The 16,463-nt window shown below is 70.4% G+C and carries 17 protein-coding genes; 6 read left to right on the forward strand and 11 right to left on the reverse strand.

Annotated features, from left to right (window positions below):
- Nucleotides 1-31: 31 nt before the first annotated feature.
- Nucleotides 32-1,204: an acyl-CoA dehydrogenase family protein gene (locus ACO0E1_RS09430; RefSeq protein ID WP_422873955.1), complete on the reverse strand. Its 1,173-nt coding sequence runs from the start codon at nucleotides 1,202-1,204 to the stop codon at nucleotides 32-34.
- A gap of 23 nt (nucleotides 1,205-1,227) precedes the next feature.
- On the opposite strand from ACO0E1_RS09430, the gene ACO0E1_RS09435 reads away from it, so the two are divergent.
- Nucleotides 1,228-2,022 (forward strand): SGNH/GDSL hydrolase family protein, encoded by a 795-nt coding sequence (locus ACO0E1_RS09435; protein ID WP_422873956.1) that lies wholly within the window; start codon nucleotides 1,228-1,230, stop codon nucleotides 2,020-2,022.
- A 60-nt stretch (nucleotides 2,023-2,082) separates the two neighbouring features.
- Here the strand turns inward: ACO0E1_RS09435 and ACO0E1_RS09440 are convergent, their stop codons facing one another.
- Together ACO0E1_RS09440 and ACO0E1_RS09445 are read right to left on the reverse strand one after the other, a co-directional pair.
- On the reverse strand, nucleotides 2,083-3,315 hold the full coding sequence (locus tag ACO0E1_RS09440; protein WP_422873957.1) for a D-alanyl-D-alanine carboxypeptidase family protein: 1,233 nt from the start codon (nucleotides 3,313-3,315) through the stop codon (nucleotides 2,083-2,085).
- 81 nt (nucleotides 3,316-3,396) lie between these two features.
- Nucleotides 3,397-4,215 (reverse strand): TrmH family RNA methyltransferase, encoded by an 819-nt coding sequence (locus tag ACO0E1_RS09445; RefSeq protein ID WP_422873958.1) that lies wholly within the window; start codon nucleotides 4,213-4,215, stop codon nucleotides 3,397-3,399.
- Between the two features lie 108 nt (nucleotides 4,216-4,323).
- On the opposite strand from ACO0E1_RS09445, the gene ACO0E1_RS09450 reads away from it, so the two are divergent.
- Together ACO0E1_RS09450 and ACO0E1_RS09455 are read left to right on the forward strand one after the other, a co-directional pair.
- Complete coding sequence (locus ACO0E1_RS09450; RefSeq protein ID WP_422873959.1) at nucleotides 4,324-5,163, forward strand: Sir2 family NAD-dependent protein deacetylase; 840 nt, start codon at nucleotides 4,324-4,326, stop codon at nucleotides 5,161-5,163.
- 7 nt (nucleotides 5,164-5,170) lie between these two features.
- Nucleotides 5,171-5,809 carry a histidine phosphatase family protein gene (locus tag ACO0E1_RS09455; RefSeq protein ID WP_422873960.1) on the forward strand — a complete coding sequence of 213 codons (639 nt, stop codon included), beginning with the start codon at nucleotides 5,171-5,173 and terminating at the stop codon, nucleotides 5,807-5,809.
- A 378-nt stretch (nucleotides 5,810-6,187) separates the two neighbouring features.
- On the opposite strand, the gene ACO0E1_RS09460 is transcribed toward ACO0E1_RS09455, so the two are convergent.
- Both ACO0E1_RS09460 and ACO0E1_RS09465 read right to left on the reverse strand, forming a co-directional pair.
- Nucleotides 6,188-6,403, reverse strand: coding sequence for a hypothetical protein (locus ACO0E1_RS09460; protein WP_422873961.1), 216 nt, complete (start codon nucleotides 6,401-6,403; stop codon nucleotides 6,188-6,190).
- Between the two features lie 23 nt (nucleotides 6,404-6,426).
- Complete coding sequence (locus ACO0E1_RS09465; RefSeq protein ID WP_422873962.1) at nucleotides 6,427-7,332, reverse strand: hypothetical protein; 906 nt, start codon at nucleotides 7,330-7,332, stop codon at nucleotides 6,427-6,429.
- A 184-nt stretch (nucleotides 7,333-7,516) separates the two neighbouring features.
- On the opposite strand from ACO0E1_RS09465, the gene ACO0E1_RS09470 reads away from it, so the two are divergent.
- The gene (locus ACO0E1_RS09470) at nucleotides 7,517-8,266 is read left to right on the forward strand and encodes a hypothetical protein (RefSeq protein WP_422873963.1); all 750 of its coding nucleotides are present in this window, start codon (nucleotides 7,517-7,519) and stop codon (nucleotides 8,264-8,266) included.
- Nucleotides 8,267-8,428: 162 nt separating this feature from the next.
- Here the strand turns inward: ACO0E1_RS09470 and ACO0E1_RS09475 are convergent, their stop codons facing one another.
- Complete coding sequence (locus ACO0E1_RS09475) at nucleotides 8,429-9,499, reverse strand: glycosyltransferase family 4 protein (protein WP_422874086.1); 1,071 nt, start codon at nucleotides 9,497-9,499, stop codon at nucleotides 8,429-8,431.
- 5 nt (nucleotides 9,500-9,504) lie between these two features.
- Nucleotides 9,505-10,461 (reverse strand): alpha/beta fold hydrolase, encoded by a 957-nt coding sequence (locus ACO0E1_RS09480; protein WP_422873964.1) that lies wholly within the window; start codon nucleotides 10,459-10,461, stop codon nucleotides 9,505-9,507.
- A 111-nt stretch (nucleotides 10,462-10,572) separates the two neighbouring features.
- On the opposite strand from ACO0E1_RS09480, the gene treS reads away from it, so the two are divergent.
- Complete coding sequence (gene treS, locus ACO0E1_RS09485) at nucleotides 10,573-12,285, forward strand: maltose alpha-D-glucosyltransferase (RefSeq protein WP_422873965.1); 1,713 nt, start codon at nucleotides 10,573-10,575, stop codon at nucleotides 12,283-12,285.
- A gap of 91 nt (nucleotides 12,286-12,376) precedes the next feature.
- Nucleotides 12,377-13,123, forward strand: a complete 747-nt coding sequence (locus ACO0E1_RS09490; protein ID WP_422873966.1) for a 3'-5' exonuclease — start codon at nucleotides 12,377-12,379, stop codon at nucleotides 13,121-13,123.
- A gap of 158 nt (nucleotides 13,124-13,281) precedes the next feature.
- Here ACO0E1_RS09490 and ACO0E1_RS09495 read toward each other — a convergent pair whose 3' ends face one another.
- The 4 genes from ACO0E1_RS09495 to glgA form a co-directional block, all read right to left on the reverse strand.
- A complete protein-coding gene (locus ACO0E1_RS09495) occupies nucleotides 13,282-13,530 on the reverse strand; it encodes a type B 50S ribosomal protein L31 (RefSeq protein ID WP_071300737.1) in 249 nt (82 codons plus the stop codon).
- 111 nt (nucleotides 13,531-13,641) lie between these two features.
- Nucleotides 13,642-14,424, reverse strand: coding sequence for an ABC transporter ATP-binding protein (locus ACO0E1_RS09500; protein WP_422873967.1), 783 nt, complete (start codon nucleotides 14,422-14,424; stop codon nucleotides 13,642-13,644).
- Between the two features lie 50 nt (nucleotides 14,425-14,474).
- On the reverse strand, nucleotides 14,475-14,963 hold the full coding sequence (locus ACO0E1_RS09505) for an SRPBCC family protein (protein ID WP_422873968.1): 489 nt from the start codon (nucleotides 14,961-14,963) through the stop codon (nucleotides 14,475-14,477).
- 261 nt (nucleotides 14,964-15,224) lie between these two features.
- The gene (gene glgA / locus ACO0E1_RS09510; protein ID WP_422873969.1) at nucleotides 15,225-16,421 is read right to left on the reverse strand and encodes a glycogen synthase; all 1,197 of its coding nucleotides are present in this window, start codon (nucleotides 16,419-16,421) and stop codon (nucleotides 15,225-15,227) included.
- Between the last annotated feature and the right edge of the window lie 42 nt (nucleotides 16,422-16,463).

The raw sequence follows: 16,463 nt of genomic DNA on the forward strand, positions 1-16,463 counted from the left end.
AGGGGGGAACACCAATAGTACCGCATGCGAACTACTTTGCCGACTGGGGTCCGAGCACCTCGGTAGCGATCGTGCGCGCAGCCGAGTCCCGCGACGACGGGTGGTACTGCCCGGCCCGGACGTCCCTGGCCAGCCGCGCGAGTTCGCTCGAGGCCCGGTACGCCCCGCCGCCGACGACCCGCATCGCCTCGTCGACGACGTGCTGCGCGGCGTCCACCGTACGTGCCTTGGTGCCGACGAGGAGCGGGAACCACCGCGCTCCGTGGTCCTCGAGTTCGTCCACGTCCCGGGCCAGCGCGTCCACCTGGAGCGCGACGGCGTCGACCGTCCCCCGCATGTCCGCGATCGCGCGCCGGACGTCCGGATCGTCCGATCGCGGCGTCCCGTCCATCCCCCGCCGGTCGCGGACCCGCTCCACCGCGAGGTCGAGCGCCCGCGTGGCGATCCCCACGTACACCGACGCGACGAGCAGCTCGAACGCGGCGAACACCCCGAACACGAGCGGGTCGGCGGTCGGCCCCACCGGTAGCGACCGCACGATCCGGTCGGCGGGCACGTGCACGCCCTCCAGCAGCGTCGTCCGGCTCTGCGTCGCCCGCATGCCGAGGGTGTCCCAGTCGTCGAGGTGCCGGATGCCCCCGTCGGCACGGACGGCGAACCCGTGCACCAGTCGCGGCTCGTCGCCCGTCGAGTCCTTGCCGAAGACGCTGAGCACGTCCCACGCGGGCGCCAGCGACGTGGAGACCTTCGTGCCCGTGAACCCGTAGCCGCCCTCCCCGTCGGGCGACGCCTCGGTCAGCGAGTCGAAGAGCACACGATCGTTCCCGGGTTCGCTGACCCCGAAGGCCAGCAGCCGGTCCGCAGCGGCGTGGTCCGTGACGGACTGGAGGAACGACTCACCTTGCGCGGACACGCTGCGGGCCGCCTGCACCCAGACCTGGTGCATGCCGAGCGCCAGCGCCGTCGCCGGCGCGGCCTGGGCGATCTCCCGCTGCACCGCAGCGGTCGCGCGGAGCCCGAGCCCGCTGCCGCCGTCCGCGATCGGCACACCGATGCGCAGGTACCCGGCGGCACGGAGTTCGTCGAGGTCCTCGGAGCAGAACGCGTTCTCGGCGTCGTACCGGGGTGCCCGCTCCGCCAACCGGGCGAGGAGGTCGTCCGGGACGGTCCACGGCCGTGCCTTCGTCGGCTTTGCCTTCGTCATGGCACGAGACTATGTTCCGAGGCGTGTCAGATCGTCATCCGTGGTCCAGGTACGTCGCGATCGGTGACTCGTTCACCGAGGGGCTCGGAGATCCAGACCCCACCGTCCCCGGCGGGTTCCGCGGCTGGGCCGACCGGGTCGCCGAGGTCCTCGCCCACCAGACCGACGACTTCGCGTACGCCAACCTCGCGATCCGCGGACGGCTGCTCCAGCAGATCATCGACGAGCAGGTGTCGGACGCGCTGGCGCTCGGGCCCGACCTGATCACGATCTCCGCCGGCGGCAACGACATCATCCGCCCGGGATCGGACCCCGACGAGATCGCCTCGCGGTTCGACCAGACCGTCGCCGACCTGCGACGCGACGGCGCGACCGTCGTCATCTTCACCGGCCCCGACGTCGGCATGACCCCGGTGCTCGGGCTCGTCCGGGGCAAGGCGGCGATCTACAACGAGCACCTGCACGCCATCGCACTCAAGCACGGGGCGCTCGTCGCCGACATGTGGGCGCTCCGGGTGCTCCGCGACCCGCGCATGTGGGCGCCCGACCGACTGCACCACTCCCCCATGGGCCACGCGACGATCGCCGCTGCCGTCCTCGACACCCTCGGGGTGGAGCACGGGCTCGAGCCCTTCAACCCGGAGCCACTCGCCGCCCGCCCCTGGCGCGAGGCCCGCGCCGAGGACCTCGGCTGGGCGAAGGAGTACCTGGTGCCGTGGGTCGTGCGGCGCATCCGGCACACCTCGTCCGGCGACGGCGTCAGCCCGAAGCGCCCGGAGCTCCAGACGATCGTCGAGCACCGGAGCGACACGCCCTAGCGCATCACGCGCCCTGGAAGGGCCCCAGCGCGCCAGGCGCTCTGGACGAGCCCGAGCGCGTCAGGCGCCCTGGAACGGGTTCGTCCAGCGCCACCAGATGCCCGGGTCCGGGATCGCCTGCTCCAGCACGAGCGGCACCGTCACCGGGTCGTGGTCGCTGATCGTGAACCGTACCCGTCCGATCCGCTCGCCCTTCGTGCCGAGCGTCACGGCGTCCAGCTTCGTCGTCGCGGTCACGGTCGTCTTGCCCCACACCAGGACCTCCGACGCGGACTTCGTCACGGCGTCGGTCTCGTCCTTCCACGGCGTCGAGTACGTGCCGAACGTCTGCCCGGCATGGGTCAGCGTGACCACGTGGAAGTTGTCCGCCACCGAGTGCAGCAGTCGCTGGATGTCGGCGTCGAGCGCGTCGTGGTCCTGGCCGCCGAGCATCGCGCCGATCACGGTGACCGCCTTCCCGCCGCGCTGGTACGTCGCCGCGAAGAGCAGGCACGCGCCGGCTTCGTCGAGCGTGCCGGTCTTGATGCCTTCCACCCCGTCGATCCCGAGCAGCTTGTTCGAGTTCTCGATGTCGCCGACGTTCGGGATCGTCGCCTGCTTCGTGCCGACGACCTCCTTCACCACGGGGTTCGCCAGCGCCAGCTTCCCGAGGTCCACCAGGTCCGTCGCCGTCGAGACGTTCTTCGCGTCGAGGCCCGTGGGCTCCTGGATGGACGTCTCGTCGAGACCGTGCTCGTCGAGCCACGACGCTGCGGCCTTCTTGTAGGCATCCATCGACCCGAACGCCCAGAGTGCGAGCGACCCCGCGTAGTTGTTCGCCGACTTCATGAGCATGACCTGCAGCGTCTGGTACTCCGACAACCGGAGTCCTGACGGCATCGGGGCGACCTCCCCGTTCTGGGCGAGGTACTGCGCGTAGAGGCCCTCCATCTCCGGCGTGAACGCGATCGTCGGGCCCGCCTGCCCCTGCGACAGGGGCTTGGCGTCCAGCACCACCAACGCCGTGACGACCTTCGAGATGCTCGCGATGGACCGCTGCTTCGTGTCGCCGCTCGTGCGGAGGCTCTCCGGGAAACCGGGCGCCTCGACCGCGGTCGCGCCGTACGACGGGAACGTCAACGCGGGCAACGAGGACGTCGGGGCTGCGTACGAGGTGGTCGTGGCGCTCGCCGGGGAGAACGGCACGACCGCTGCGGCGACGAGGTACCCGACCGCGAGGACGAGCACCGCGACGACCGAGATCGTCACCGGCCTCCTGACGGCGGAACGGGGGCGGCGGACGACACGTGACACGACAACCGAGGGTACCGGGGCCGGGTACCGGACACCTGCGGAACCGCCGGGACGTGGAGAAGGTGGGTCGAGCCTCCCGGCCTATCCCCGCGCTCGCTGGGCCGCCCGCACCGCCCACAGGCCGACGGCGCTCGCCGCGGCCACGTTGAGGGAGTCGACGCCGTGGTGCATCGGGATGCGCACCGTCGTGTCAGCCGCGGCGATCGCGGCGGACGTGAGCCCCTGCCCCTCGGTGCCCATCACCAGCGCGACGCGCTCCGGCACGTCAGCGGCGAAGGCGTCGAGGTCGACCGAGCGGTCCGTCAAGGCCATCGCGGCGAGGTGGAAGCCCTGGGCGCGGAGCGACTCCCCCGCCTCCGGCCAGTCGCCGATCCGTGTCCACGGGACCTGGAGCACCGTGCCCATGCTGACCCGGACGCTGCGGCGGTAGAGCGGGTCGGCGCATCGCGGACTCACCAGCACGGCGTCCGCGCCCAGCCCCGCGACGCTCCGGAAGACGGCGCCGACGTTGGTGTGGTCGACGATGTCCTCGAGGACGACGACGAGCTTCGCGTCCCGGACGACGTCCTCGACGCTCGGCAGCTCCGGGCGGTGCATCGCCGCGATCGCGCCACGGTGCATCCGGAACCCGGTGAGGTCCTCGAGCAGGTCGTCCGGGCCGACGAACACCGGGCCGTCGTGGTCCGCGACGAGCGGCAGCACGCTGTCGAGCCACTTCTCCTGCACGAGGATGCTCCGCGGGACGTGGCCGGCGCGGACGGCGCGTTCGATGACCGTGTTCGACTCCGCGATGTAGAGGCCGCCCTCCGGCTCGGACACCCGACGGAGCGCGACGTCGGTCAGTCGGGCGAAGTCGTCGAGGCGGGGGTCGTCGATGGTGTCGATGCGGACGGGGTGCACTGGTCTCGTTCCGGGTTCGTGGCGGCTGCTCGCGTCGCTGCTCGCGTCGACGCGTGGCGGTGTGGGAAGTCGCGGGGGCGGTCGGCTGTTGAGGGTACCGTGAACGTGATGGCGACGAGCGACGCGACCGACACGGCCCAGTTCGACCGGGTCGTGGACCTGCTCGCGGGCAAGCGCATCGCCGTGCTCTCCGGCGCCGGCCTCAGCACCGACTCCGGGATCCCCGACTACCGGGGCGGCGGCCGCGTCGTGCGGAAGCCGATGACGTTCCAGGAGTTCCGCGCCGATGCCGCGAAGCGCCAGCGCTACTGGGCCGGTTCGCACCTCGGCTGGCGGACCTTCGCCGCTGCACGGCCGAACGCCGGGCACGACGCCCTGGCCGCGCTCGAACGGGCCGGCGTCGTCACCGGGGTCATCACCCAGAACGTCGACGGGCTCCACCTCCGTGCCGGGTCACGACGGGTCGTCGAGATCCACGGCTCCATGGACCGCGCCGTGTGCCTGACGTGCGGGCAGGTGTTCGCGCGCGCGGACCTCGCCGGCGTGCTCGACACCCTCAACCCCTGGATCGACGACCCCGACTCGGTGCACCTCCAGCCGGACGGCGACGTCGAGATCACCGACGTCGAGCGCTTCGTCGTGCCCGACTGCACCGTGTGCGGCGGGATGCTCAAGCCCGACGTCGTCTTCTTCGGCGAGTTCGTCCCGACCGAGAAGTTCGCCGAGTCCGTGTCGATCGTCGCGGACGCCGACGCGCTGCTCGTCGTCGGGTCCTCGCTCACCGTCAACTCCGGCGTCCGGCTCGTCGACCACGCGGCGCGGCGGAAGCACCCCGTCGTGATCGTCAACCGTGGTGCGACGCGGAGCGATCGGCGGGCGGCGGAGAAGATCGACGGCGGCACCACGGAGACGCTGGTCGCCCTGGCGTCCCGACTGGCTCTGTCATGATCGAGTCGTGACGACCCTCCTCTACCTCGTGCGCCACGGCGAGACCGACTGGAACAAGCAGCGCCGCATCCAGGGCTCGACCGACATCCCGCTGAACGACACCGGACGGGCGCAGGCAGCAGCCTCGGCATCGCTGCTCGCGCGCAGGTCGTTCGACGCCGTCGTCGCTTCGCCGCTGTCCCGGGCGTTCGAGACCGGGTCGATCATCGCGTCGCACCTCGCTCTTCCCGCGCCCTCGACGTACCCGGGGCTCGCCGAGCGGTCCTACGGCGAGGCCGAGGGGCTGACCGACGACGAGGTACTGGAGCGCTACCCGGACGACGTCATCCCCGGGCGGGAGTCGCGGGCTGCGCTGCTCGCCCGCGCGACCGAGACCCTCGCCGAGATCGCGGTCCGGTACGACGGCGGCGTCATCGTGGTGGCAACGCACGGTGCCGTGATCCGGAGCGTTGTGAACGCGGCGGCTCCCGGAACCGCCGATCGGCACCACACGCCGATCCGGAACGGGTCGATCCACTCGTTCCGGTGGGACCCGGAGCGCTTCCACGCGGAGCTCGTCCGGTTCGACGACCCAATCGACGACGCATCGGACGCGCCGGGCAAGTACTCCTTCGAGTACCAGAACCCCCTCGAGCAGCGAAGCTGAGGCGGGCGGGCGACCGTGCAGGCGCCGGGGCGCGGTGCGGCGCTCGAGCCCGGCGCGGCGACGGGATCGACTGCGCAACAATGCCGACTAACCGCCCGAATCCGTCGCCAGGACCGCGCACTCGATCACTTCCGATCCGCGGCGACCATTCGAGTGCGCAGATCTGCAGCCGTCGGACGTGGTCCGGTCGCCACGACCGCGCACTCGATCACTTCCGATGTCGCTTACGAACCGTAGCGTCGCTCACGAACCGTAGCGTCGCTCACGGCCCACAGCAGCCGATCGAGTGCGCAGAAGCGGCGTCGGCACCGCTCACCCTGTCGCCACTCTTGCGCGCTCGATCGACGACGCCGGTCAGCGCCCAACCGGGTTGGGCCCTCAGGCGCCCGGGCCGCCGGTGAAGCCCGTCGCCCCATCCGGCCGCGCGGCCTTGGCGTTCGCCGTCCGGATCTCCTGATCGGCATCGATGCCGGGCCGGGGAGCGAGCGGGTCCTCGAGTCCTCGCAACGACCGCGCACGATGTGACGCCTGGACCCCCAGCACGACACCGACCGCCACGATCGTCAGGAACACGATCAGCAGGGTGATGAACATGGGTGCAGCCTAACGACGGAAGCTCACGCGTGCGCTCCGTTCGACGAGCGCTGCGCGCGCCGCCGTCGTACTCGATCCGCGAGACGGTGTTCGTCCACGAGATCTCGGTCGGTCACCAGGACGAAGGTCCACCGTTCGGCTTCGAAGCGTTCCCGTCGGACGATGTCGCGGAGGTACGTCGCCCGGTCCTCTTGATGGTGGCGCCCCTCGTACTCGATCGCGATCCGCATCTCCGGGTAGGCAAGGTCGACGCGCCCGAGGAATCGACCATCGCCGCCGCGCACATCGAGGTTGCACTCCGGTTCGGGCAGCCCGTGATCGACGAGCACCAGGCGCAACTCGCTCTCCATCGGGGACTCGGAGCCCGGCCGGACCAACTCGACCGCCGCACGCAGACGGGTGATCCCCCTGATGCCACCGGCGCGGCTGACAGCGACCCGCAGCTCCGCCAGTGAGTACCAGCCGTCGATGAGCTGGTCCCCCATCACGGTCAGCTCTCGGACGGACAGCACGGCGGCGCAGTCCAGCCACGTCCGGAGCGGATCGCTCGCCGGCAGCCCCGCCGCCGTCCCGACGTGCGGAGCCGATCTCGTCCTGTGGCCGACGACACCTGGCCGACGCATCTGCCGCCCGTTCGCGCCGGTCACGTGCAGGACGGGCTCGTCCCGGAGGCGCGCGGGCAGGGCGAGGCCCCACAAGGCCGCAGCGGTGGTGTGATTGAACCACTGTTCTGCATCGAGCAGCGGCCTGAACGCACGGGCCCGCAGCTCGACGGTGTCGAGCGGAACGACCCGCGGTACGCGGAGCGAGCGAGTGGGACGGACGAGGTCCCGCCCACGCATCCGCGACCTCGAGACGCCGCGACGGCGCGCCTCGCGCACGGTGAACGAGGTGTTCCGGAGGAGCAGCGGAAGCGGACGAGCGGACATGGCTCCACCCTCCCGAACGCCGCGTGCCCCCGGCTGCCCGATGTGCGGATCCGTGGACTCTTCACGGCGACCACGCCCTGTGGAGGACGTTGCCCGATCGTTGTCTCCGCGCGCTGCACCGCTCCCGCGAGCGGACTAGCATCCTCTTCACTCGATGGCCCGAGCACACGTGTGAGGGGATGACATGACGACCGAGGGACCGGGTCCGACCGGCCGACACCGCGACCGGTTCGGGGACGACGACGACCTCGGTCGCGCCTTCGGTACGGACACGTCCTCCGTGCCCGTGCGCACGACACCGCAACGCGTCCGCGCGTGGTCCCTGCTCCTGGCCGGAGTGGTCGTCGTGGCCGCGGTCATCATCGTCGCGCTCTCGATGATCATCGGCAGTGTCCAGAGCGGCGTCGGCGGGATCTTCCCCCGACCGGACGTCAGCCTCCAGCGCTTGACCCAGGACGCCGGCGCGCTCGACGGTGTGATCGCGACCGACGCCACGAAACCCACGAAGACGTCCTTCGCCAGCTACGACGTCACGGCGACGGTCACCGCGTCCACGGAGCTGTCATCGGACCAGCAGACCGCGCTCGTCGACCAGCTGAGCGAGGCCGTCGCAGACGCGAGCGGCAGCGGCGTCCACGTGTACGCGATCGCCGACCTGGGCGATGTGGACGTCGGGGTCTCGCCGTCGAAGGCCCGCACGGACGAACGGCTGGAGCTCGCCCGGGCGATCCGGCAGGTCGCGGGCGTGCAGCAGGTCAGGTGCGTGTGGGCGGCCGCGAGCGAAGGACGTTCCGACACGCCCGCCGGTCAGTCCGTGGAGGTCGAGACCGCGCCGACCGGTGTCGACGTCCCGGCTGTCCAGGCGCAGGTCACGGACGCCGTGCACCGGGTCTTCCCCGACGCCGCCGTCCAGGTCGTCACCGCGAAGCAGTGACCCGGAGCCCCCGAACGACGGTGCGGGGCCCCCGATGCTCGCCTGCGCTCGATCGAGTGCGCAGAAACGGAGACCTCGGCCGCCCCGAGGTCGCCATTTCTGCGCACTCGATGATCGGGACGCACCACGCACCACCCGCACGCTCGCACCCCGCACCGGGTCTCAAGCGCCGCGCGCCGCGACCCCCTGCTCGACCGCCCGGACGACCTGCTCGGCGGAGTCCTCCCACCGGAACCGGGCCGCCTGCACGACCGAAGCGGCCGAGGCGGAGTCCCACCGAGCCTCCAGTCTGCGCACCGCCGCAGCGACCGCAGCAGGCGACGACGGGTCGAAGTACTCCGCCGCGTCCCCACCGATCTCGCGGAAGATCGGGATGTCGCTGACGGCCACCGGCGTCCCGACTCCCATCGCCTCGACCAGCGGGATCCCGAACCCCTCGTCGTACGATGCCGTGACCAGGGCGGTCGCCGACCGGAGCGCGTCGAGGTACTCCTCGTCCGGTGCCCCGTCGTGGAAGACGACCGCGTCCGGGCCGGCGAGCGCGGACAGCCGGGCACGGTCGGCAGCGGACACGCGGGACATGCAGTGCAGCGTCCAGTCCGAACCGAGGAGCGGGAGCGCCGCGACGAGCGTCTCGACGTTCTTGTACGGCATGAAGGAGCCCATGTAGACCAGCGACTTCGTCCGTGCGCCTCCTGCCGGTCGCACGGTGGCCGGGTCCGCTGCGTTGTACGCCACCGTCACCGGTCGCTTCGTCAGCCGATGCGATTCGATGAGTCCGGCGGTCGTCCTCGAGACGGTCACCACCGCATCGGCGCCGTTCAGGAGCAGGCGCTGCGGCCACCACGACAGGTGGAACGCCCGCCAACCGAGCCGGATCGGCCACGAGAACTCCCGTGGCGGCGTCCGGTTCCGGTAGTAGATCAGGTCGTGCAGCGTCAGCACGAGGGCGTACCGCCGCCCGCGCGACCCCATCGTCTGCATCGGAGAGAACACCGCGTCGAGTCCGAGTCGGTTCACGTGACGGGCGACGAGCGGCTCACCGGCGTCCGTCGGCGCCGGGATCAGCTCCCACGGCAGGTCGTCCGGCAGCGACTCGAGCTGCCGTTCGTCGTTCACGAGCAGCGTGTAGTCGTGGCGGTCCGGAAGGTGCGCGACGACACCGGCCGTGAAGCGGCTGATCCCGTCGTGCCGGCCGATCCGGACGTACCGGCAGTCGATCCCGACGCGCAGGCGACTCACGACGTGCGCCCGGTGTTCGGCCTGGAGGCCCGACCCGCCTTGGCAGCGCGCGTCGGCTTCCGGACGGGGTCGGCCATCCGACGCAGGGTCGCGCTGGCAGCGGCGGCCGGCGTCTCGTAGTGCACCAGGTGGCCGACCTCGGGGATGACGACGAGCTCGGCGTCGCGGAGCCGATCGGCGAGCGCACGTTGTTCCGGCACGGCGGTGATGTCGTCGCGTTCGGCGGCGATCATGAGCACGGGGACCTCGATGCGGTCGGCGTACTCCGAGACGTCGTGGGTGACCGAGGTGCGGAACGCCTCGAGCACGCTCGTCCGGTTGGCGAAGGCGGAGAAGTACCGGTCGTGCTGGTCGTGCACCCACCGGCGCATCTCGGGGTCCTTCGACTTGAGCATCGCGACGCTCATCGCCCGGACGATCGCGCGGTTCCGGAGGACGCCGAGGCCGACCGGCCGGGGCAGTGCTGCTCCCGCGCGGTAGTACGCGATCGCGATGCCGGTGCCGACGGCGCGGGGCCCCTGGAGCGCCGGAGCCGCGATCGGGTTCACGAGGACGAGCAGCCGCGTGTCGAGCCCGGCAGCGACCGCTGCGGACACGACGATCGACCCGAACGAGTGCCCGAGCACGACGGTGGTGCGGTCGAGGCCGAGCGCCGTGTGGAACCCGCGCAGCCACGACACGTACCCGTCGATGTCGGAGACCGCGAGCGGGTCGGAGATGCCGAAACCGGGCAGGTCCGGGACGATCACGCGGACGCCGACGAGGTGCGCGGCGATCGACTCGAGCCCGTGGTGGTCACCACGGAACCCGTGCACGGCGAGCACGGTCTGGGACGCGTCGTCGGGGCCGTACTCCCAGTAGTGCGTGGTGCGGCCGTCGACCTCGACGGCGCGGTGCACGACGGGCGTCGAGGCCATCAGCGACTGGTACGGGGAGAGCACGGGCGGTTGCATCCGCGCCAGTCTACGAAACCGGCTCCGGTGCACCCGGGAACACGCTCGGAGCCGTCGGCCTATCGTGTCCGGGGCGGGCGGAGATGCCCGTCGACCACGACGAGGAGCACGGTGACCTTCACAGCCCCGATCCAGCTGCCCGGACTGACGCTCGACCCCCTCTGGTACAAGCGCTCGGTCTTCTACGAGTGCATGATCCGCTCGTTCGTCGATTCGAACGGCGACGGTACCGGAGACCTGCAGGGCCTGATCAGTCGCCTCGACTACCTGCAGTGGCTCGGCGTCGACGCGCTCTGGCTGCCGCCGTTCTTCAAGTCACCACTGCGTGACGGCGGCTACGACATCGCGGACTACAAGGCGATCCTGCCGGAGTTCGGCACGCTCGAGGAGTTCCGTGAGCTCGTGACGAAGTCGCACGAGCGGAACATGCGCATCGTCATCGACATGGTGATCAACCACACGTCGGACCAGCACGAGTGGTTCCAGCAGTCCCGGGAGGACCCGGACGGCCCCTACGGCGACTTCTACGTCTGGCGCGACACCGACGAGCACTACGAGAACATCCGCATCATCTTCGTCGACACCGAGGAGTCCAACTGGACGTTCGACCCGGTCCGTCGGCAGTTCTTCTTCCACCGGTTCTTCTCGCACCAGCCCGACCTCAACTTCGAGAACCCCGCGGTGGTCGAGGCCGTGTACGACGTCGTCCGACACTGGCTCGACCTCGGTGTGGACGGACTGCGGCTCGACGCGATCCCGTACCTCTTCGAGTCGGAGGAGGGCAACGGCGAGGGCGAGCCGGAGACGCACGAGTTCATCAAGAAGCTCCGCGCGATGGTCGACGAGGAGTACCCCGGGCGCGTCCTCATCGCCGAGGCGAACCAGTGGCCCCGCGAGACCGCCGCGTTCTTCGGGACCGACGAGGAACCCGAGTGCCACATGGCGTTCGACTTCCCCGTGATGCCCCGCATCTTCTACTCGCTCCGCGCCCAGCACGCCAAGGAGCTGTCCGCGATCCTCTCCGAGACGCTCGACGTGCCGGACAGTGCCGCGTGGGGCGTGTTCCTCCGCAACCACGACGAGCTCACCCTCGAGATGGTCAGCGAGGAGTACCGGCAGGCGATGTACGGCTGGTACGGCTACGACCCGCGGATGCGCTCGAACATCGGTATCCGCAGGCGCCTCGCTCCCCTGCTCGACAACTCCCGCGCGGAGCTCGAACTCATCCACGCGCTGCTGTTCTCGCTGCCTGGTTCGCCGTTCCTGTACTACGGCGACGAGATCGGGATGGGCGACAACATCTGGCTGCCCGACCGTGACTCGTCCCGCACACCGATGCAGTGGACGCCGGACCGGAACGCGGGGTTCTCGACCGCCGACCCCGGGAAGCTGTTCCTGCCGGTCGTCCAGTCGCTCGTGTACAACTACGCGCAGGTCAACGTCGAGGCGCAGCTCGCGCAGTCGCGGTCCCTGCTGCACTGGGTGCGCAACGTCATCCACGTACGGAAGGCCCACCCGGTGTTCGGCATGGGGTCGATCGCGGTGCAGGAGACCGACAACGAGAGCGTGCTCGCCTTCATCCGCTCGTGGGAGGGTGCCGGCACCCAGTTCGGCGCCTCGGCCGAGGACGTGCTCTGCGTGTTCTCGTTCGCGGTCAACGCGACGACGGCGACCATCTCGGCGCCCGAGTTCGCGGGCCGTCCGCTCTACGACCTGTTCGGCGGCAGCTCGTTCCCGTCGTTCGACGACGAGGGCAACGTCACGCTGACCCTCGGCACCCAGTCGTTCTACTGGCTGCACGTCGGGGCCGCGCCGACGGCGTGAGCAGAGTTTGCCGGTCGTTCACCTGGCTGCACGTCGGGGCCGCGCCGACGGCGTGACCCGGCGTGTCGGTGCGCGCGGTTAGCCTGACACCGTGACGTTCCCCACATCGCAGCTCGACACGCCGACGGCCCCCCAGGACCTCTCGACACGTCCGTGGTGGCACGCCCTCGGCGTGTTCGACCTCGAGACCACCGGCATCGACGTCGAGACCTCCCGGATCGTCACGGCGCACGTCGGGCTCATCGACATGACCGGACGCAGCATCGTCGAGGGCTCGTGGCTCGCCGACCCCGGTGTCGAGATCCCCGAGCAGGCCTCGGCCGTGCACGGCATCAGCACCGAGCGTGCCCGTGCCGAGGGGCGTCCCGCGGGAGAGGTCGTCGCCGAGATCGTCGCCGCGATCGAAGCCGTGTTCGCGCGCGGGATCCCGCTCGTGATCTACAACGCCCCGTACGACCTCACGCTGCTCGACCGGGAAGCCAAGCGGCACGGCATCGCCTCCCCGGTGATCGGCAACGTCGTCGACCCGCTCGTGATCGACAAAGCGCTCGACACCTACCGCAAGGGCAAGCGCACGCTCGAAGCCGCCGCCGAGCTGTACGGCGTCACCCTCTCCGACGCGCACGACGCCGGCGCGGACGCGATCGCTGCCGGTCGGGTCGCCCAGGCCATCGCGACGAAGTACCCGGACGACCTCACCGTCTCCGCCGAAGAGCTCCACCGCAAGCAGGTCGGCTGGTGCGCCGAGCAGGCCGCATCGTTCCAGGACTACATGCGGAAGAAGCGCGACCCGTCCTTCACCGCCGACGGCCGCTGGCCCCACCGCACCGCCGACTGACGCTCTCGTCGGCTCCTCTTCGCTCGCCGCACAACGAAAAGCAGCTCGCACCGCGCAACGACGCGGTGCGAGCTGCTTTCGGTTGTGCGAGCGCGATCGGCACCAACGAAGAACGGGCGGCCCTCCCGAAGGAGAGCCGCCCGTTGTGGACTGCAGTCTTACTTGCTGAAGCCCTTGAAGCGCTGGTTGAACTTCTCGACGCGACCGGCCGAGTCGAGGATGCGCTGCTTGCCCGTGTAGAACGGGTGCGACGCGGACGAGATCTCGACGTCGATGACCGGGTAGGTGGCACCGTCGAGCTCGATGGTCTTGTCGCTGTTCGCGGTCGAACGCGTCAGGAACGTCTCACCGGAAGCCAGGTCGCGGAAGACGATGGCGCGGTACTCGGGGTGGATGTCGGTCTTCATGGAGATTCCTCGGATAGCAGTGTGTGTTGAGATGCGCAGAACCGCGCGGGAAGTCGTTGGCCTACGCCAGCCGTCTACGTTACCAGACAGCAAGGCCGATGTGGAGCACCGTCACGCAGCGCGCGCCGAGAACCGACCGGAGTCCTTCGACACGGTGAGCCCGATGCCGAACGCCTCGGTCAGGGTGGCGTCGGTCAGGACCTGGTCGATCGGTCCCGCCGCCTGGACGTGCCCGTCGGCCAGGATCAGCGCGTGGGTGAAGCCCTCGGGGATCTCCTCGACGTGGTGCGTCACGATGACGATCGCCGGCGAGTCGCCGCTCTTCGCGTACCCGCCGAGCGTGCGCACGAGGCTCTCCCTGGCGCCGAGGTCGAGCGACGCTGCCGGTTCGTCGAGGAACAGGATCTCGGGGTCGGTCATGACCGCGCGGGCGATCTGGACGCGCTTCTGCTCGCCGTCGCTCAGCTCACCGAAGGTGCGGTCGGTGAACGCGCCGAGGCCCCACTCGTCGAGCACGCGCTGCGCACGGCGGACGTCGAGCTCCTCGTACTCCTCGTTCCAGCGACCCGTGACCGAGTAGGCAGCGGTCAGCACGACGTCGATGACCTTCTCGGTGACGGGGATGCGGCGCGCGAGTGCCGTCGACGCGAACCCGATCCGGGGCCGCAGGTCGAACAGGTCGGCGCCGCCGAGCTCGGTCCCGAGCACCTCGACCTCGCCCGAGGTCGGGAAGCTCTGGGCACCCGCAACCTGCAGCAGCGTGGTCTTGCCGGCGCCGTTCGCACCGAGTACGACCCACCGCTCGTCGTCCTGCACCTCCCACGAGACACCGTCGAGGATGGTGGCCCCGTTCCGGACCACGGACACGTCAGACAAGCGCACAACCGAGGGCATGTGATCACCCTACGGCAGCCGACCATCCGAAACGGGGCACACGCCGAGCGTCACGCCGCCAGGATCGACTCGATCTGTCCGAGCGCCTCCAGCATGCCTTCGCGCATGCCCATCTCGAGCAGTTGCTCGAGTTGCTCCGCCGTCGCGAAGTGCGCCGTGTTCGTCATCCGGGTACGGCCACCGATGTCCTCGAGCGTCACCTCGATGGTCGTGATCGGCATCGACGTGTCCGGCCGTCCCGACGCGTCGGCGAAGCCGTCCTCGAGCGTGATGGAGTGCGGTTCGTCCACGGCGACGATCGTCCAGTAGCCGGGCGCCTCGATGCCGTCAGGACCGGTCATGAAGTAGTCGCTGCGGGACCCCGGCTCGAGCGTGTGTCGGACGAACGTGGCCGGCCACGACGGCGGTCCCCACCACCGTTCGAGCTGCCCGGGGTCCGCCCAGATCTGCCAGACGCGCTCGACCGGCGCGTCGAACTCGGCGGCGAACGTCATGGTCAGGGCGTCGACGTCGTGCGTCGCATCGATGGTGGTGCTCATCTGCCGGTCCCCCTCGGGGTCGGTGGGCTCCGTCACGGATCGGTGTGCGGCCGATCGGCGAGCCCCTCGTCGGCGAGGAGCTCCGTGATCCGATCGACCCGGTGCCGCCAGAGGTCCGGGTCGGACCGCAGACGATCGGCGCGTTCGTGTACCGCGACGGTACGCCGGGCGCGCCCCGCGCGCAACGTGGGGAGAGGCTCGGGGTGACGTCCGACAGGAACGTCACCCCGAGCCTCCAGTGCGGTTCAGTGCGTGGTGCGGTCAGCGCGCCGCCAGGACCTGGTCGTACACGGCGCGCGTGCGCGTCGCGATCGCGTCCCAGGTGAACTCTGTCTCGACGCGGAGGCGGCCCGCGCGACCCATCAGCTTCGCCAGCCCGATGTCGGACAGGACCTCGTTGAGGGCGGCCGCGAGGTCGGCGACGTACTTGTCGGGGTCGGTCGGCGTGCCGGTGCCGTCGGTGGCCTGGTCGATCGGCACGATGCGGCCGGTCAGCCCGTCGGCGACGACCTCGGGGATGCCACCGGTGCCGGTGCCGACGACGGGGATCCCGCACGCCATGGCCTCGAGGTTCACGATGCCGAGCGGTTCGTAGATCGACGGGCACACGAAGACGGTGCCGGCGGACAGGACCTTGACGATCTCCTCGTGCGCGAGCATCCGGTCGATCCAGACGACGCCGTCGCGGTGTTCCCGGAGGTCCTCGACCAGTCCGGTGACCTCCGCCATGATCTCCGGGGTGTCCGGAGCGCCGGCGCAGAGGACGATCTGGACCTCCGGCGGCAGCGACGCGACCGCACGCAGCAGGTACGGCAGGCCCTTCTGACGGGTGATGCGTCCCACGAAGACGACGCTCGGACGCTCGGGGTCGATGCCGAGGGCACGCACGGCGTCGTGGTCCACGTCCGGCTTCCACTCGTCGACGTCGATGCCGTTGTAGACGACGTGGACCTTGGCCGGGTCGATCGACGGGTACGAGCGCAGGATGTCCGCACGCATCGCCTTCGACACCGCGACCACCGCGTCCGCCTGCTCGAACGACTCGCGCTCCATCCAGCTGGACAGCCGGTACCCGCCGCCGAGCTGCTCGGCCTTCCACGGCCGGAGCGGTTCGAGGCTGTGCGCCGTGACGACGTGCGGAATGCCGTGGGTGAGCTGCGCCAGGCGTCCGGCGGCGTTCGCGTACCAGGTGTGCGAGTGCACGAGATCGGCGCCCTCGACGTCCGCCGCCATCTGGACGTCGGTGCCGAGGGCCTGGAGCGCGCCGTTCGCGTTCTCGAGCCCCGCCGGGGTCCGGTAGGCCCAGACGCCCTCCTCGTCGCGGAACGCCCCGAAGGCACGCACCCGCACGTCGGTGTCCGTTCCCGACCGCAACGCTGCGGTGAGCTCGGCCACGTGGACGCCAGCACCGCCGTAGACCTCCGGCGGATACTCCCTGGTCAGCAGATCGACTCGCACTGGTTCAACGTAACCGGTTCCCAGTGCTGACGCCTACTGTGA

Origin of the sequence: Curtobacterium guangdongense (assembly GCF_049341845.1) — a bacterium.
Taxonomy (GTDB): domain Bacteria; phylum Actinomycetota; class Actinomycetes; order Actinomycetales; family Microbacteriaceae; genus Curtobacterium; species Curtobacterium guangdongense.